Origin of the sequence: Amycolatopsis sp. NPDC051903, from assembly GCF_044452505.1 — a bacterium.
GTDB lineage: Bacteria > Actinomycetota > Actinomycetes > Mycobacteriales > Pseudonocardiaceae > Amycolatopsis.
In genome coordinates this window covers 1-2,144 of the sequence record NZ_JBITBT010000091.1, presented here as the reverse complement: position 1 = coordinate 2,144, position 2,144 = coordinate 1, and the positions used below count along the sequence as shown (strand labels likewise).

General features: G+C 70.4%; 4 protein-coding genes. 3 read left to right on the top strand and 1 reads right to left on the bottom strand.

Annotated elements, in window-relative coordinates; translation table 11 throughout:
- The first annotated feature begins 273 nt into the window (after nucleotides 1–273).
- The gene (locus tag ACIA77_RS52385; protein ID WP_395893742.1) at nucleotides 274–522 is read left to right on the top strand and encodes a hypothetical protein; all 249 of its coding nucleotides are present in this window, start codon (nucleotides 274–276) and stop codon (nucleotides 520–522) included.
- Here ACIA77_RS52385 and ACIA77_RS52380 read toward each other — a convergent pair.
- Nucleotides 504–1,130 (bottom strand): hypothetical protein, encoded by a 627-nt coding sequence (locus tag ACIA77_RS52380; RefSeq protein WP_395893741.1) that lies wholly within the window; start codon nucleotides 1,128–1,130, stop codon nucleotides 504–506. The genes ACIA77_RS52385 and ACIA77_RS52380 overlap by 19 nt on opposite strands.
- Before the next feature lie 175 nt (nucleotides 1,131–1,305).
- On the opposite strand from ACIA77_RS52380, the gene ACIA77_RS52375 reads away from it, so the two are divergent.
- Complete coding sequence (locus tag ACIA77_RS52375) at nucleotides 1,306–1,839, top strand: flavodoxin domain-containing protein (protein WP_395893740.1); 534 nt, start codon at nucleotides 1,306–1,308, stop codon at nucleotides 1,837–1,839.
- A gap of 119 nt (nucleotides 1,840–1,958) precedes the next feature.
- A partial coding sequence (locus ACIA77_RS52370) for an Hsp20/alpha crystallin family protein (RefSeq protein ID WP_395893739.1) occupies nucleotides 1,959–2,144 on the top strand: 186 nt, incomplete at its 3' end.

Genomic DNA, 2,144 nt, shown 5'->3' with positions numbered 1-2,144 from the left:
CCGGCGGGAAGCACGCTCGTCGCCAGCAAGTACGCCAGCAGCACCGCGATGATCAGCACGGACCAGTGGGCGCCGATCCGGATGCCGGCGACCCGTCCGAGCGTGAACGTCGCGTGGGTCATCGCCCGAGTTTGCGGCGGACGCCGGGCCGCCGGCAGGGTCGCATCACCTCGCGGGGAGGGACCAAAGGCACCAGGCCCGCGGACGTCAGCAAGCAGTGCTCCGGCGGCCTCGCTCCTACCGTCGATGGCGGCCCATTCGCAGGAGGAACCCATGGACGAGAAGGAAAAGGCACGGATCGAGGAAGAAGCGCGCCACGATGTCGCCGAACGTGGACGGCGCAGCGCCGCGATCAGCCGGTACCTTCGGGCCAGCGAGCGACGCGCGATCGAGGAGCACGGCGAGGACGTGGGTGCCGGAGCCGGCACCCGAGCCCCGAGCGTGACAGGCGAGGCCGATCCGGTTCCCGTCAGGCGCGGCGGGGACCGGGTCGAGCGGCGGGCTCAGTCTGTCCGGCTGTAGGCGGCGAGGCTCCGGTCGCGCGCGTCCTGGGCGATCGTGCGTACCAGCGTTGTGTGGGCTGCCTGGGTGAACGGGTACGCGACGCGCCAGTACCGGCGGAACTTCAGCCAGCTCGGCGGATCGGTCAGCTGCACGCGGGTGTCGATCGTCAGCAGACTGCGGTGGGCGCCGTAGGGCCGGACTCCGAAGGTGATGACGAGCTTTCCGTAACCCGGCTCCGCGAAATCCGCGAAATCCTCGGGGTCCACCCGCCGCCAGGTGATGACGGGACGCCAGAACTTGCCCGCCACGCCGACGGCGAATTCGGTACCGGAGTGCTCGCCCAGCAGTGTCCACTCCGATCCGCTGTCGAGGTCGTCGATGGTCATGCGGGTCGGCCGGCGGGGCGGGCCGTGCCGGCCGGGCCGCCAGCGCGCGGGCAGCTCGCGCACCCGTTCGGCGGTCGTGAAGAGTCCACGATGGATGTCGGTGAGGTCGAGGTCGCGGGCCGCGGCGTAGGTTTCCTTGGTCGGTGCGTCGACGACCGAGTGGCGCACGACGGTGAAGTGCGGGTGCGGCGCGAAGCGGTCGCCGAGCAGGTCGGGTGCCTGCGGCTGGTGCTCGGTCATGGTGCCTCCTGCGGACGGGCTTGGGGTTCCAGGCTGGAACGGCTTTTCCCGTGCTCGCTAGGAGCAGAAGGTCTGGCCGGACCCGATTTCGTCACCGCCCGGAGGGACTTCCGGCTCTCCCGTGCGAAGGGTGCGGCGAGCACCGTGGGGGTTCTTCACCGAAAGGCGTACCGCCATGAGGATCCTCGTCGCGGTGGCGACCCGCCACGGGGCCACCAGGGAGATCGCCGAGCAGATCGCCGCCACGGCTGCGATCACGCTGGAGGAAACCGGTATCGCGGCGCAGGTGGAGGTGCTCGACGCCGGGTGCGTCACGTCGTTGGCGGGGTACGACGCGGTCGTGCTCGGCAGCGCCGTCTACCTCGGGCACTGGCTCGACAGCGCCCGGCGGCTCGCGCGCGAATACCAGGCCGAGCTGAGACGGCTCCCCGTGTGGCTATTCTCGAGCGGACCGTGGGGACAGAAGACCCGGCCCGGATCGGACCCCGCCGACGTTTCGGACGTGCTGACCGACACGTTCGCCCGCGAGCACCGGCTTTTCGGCGGCCGGATCGAGCGAGCACGGCTGCACTTCCCCGAACGGGCGGTGGTGGCTGCCCTGCGGGTGACCGACGGGGACTACCGCGACTGGCCGGTGATCCGCGCATGGGCCCGGGAGATCGCCGGTCACCTCGCCGTGGTGCCGGCAGGTGAGGAGCGAGAGCGATGACCGTCCTGCACCTCCTCCGGGGACCTTCGTCCTGAGCCTTCGGGTAGTCCGGCCGCGTCGCCGGACCAGCGCTCGGGAGTTTCCTGGGTGTTGAGCCGAAAACGGAGAGAGGAGTGAGCATGCCTGGACTGCTGCCGGGTTCCCGGATGACGCTTCCGAGCATCGCCGCCTGGCTGGACAACCCCTGGCCGTTCGGGGCGCACAACCCGGTGCGGATCGAGGAGTCCACTGAGGAGGGCAAGTACACCATTCGCGCGGAGTTGCCCGGGTTCGAGCCCGACAAGCACATCTCGGTGACGACGCAC

What these genes read in the sequence shown, in the direction of transcription:
- ACIA77_RS52385 (WP_395893742.1), top strand. Translation starts at nt 274, where the DNA reads ATGGACGAGAAGGAAAAGGCACGGATCGAGGAAGAAGCGCGCCACGAT.
- ACIA77_RS52380 (WP_395893741.1), bottom strand. Translation starts at nt 1,130, where the DNA reads ATGACCGAGCACCAGCCGCAGGCACCCGACCTGCTCGGCGACCGCTTC.
- ACIA77_RS52375 (WP_395893740.1), top strand. Translation starts at nt 1,306, where the DNA reads ATGAGGATCCTCGTCGCGGTGGCGACCCGCCACGGGGCCACCAGGGAG.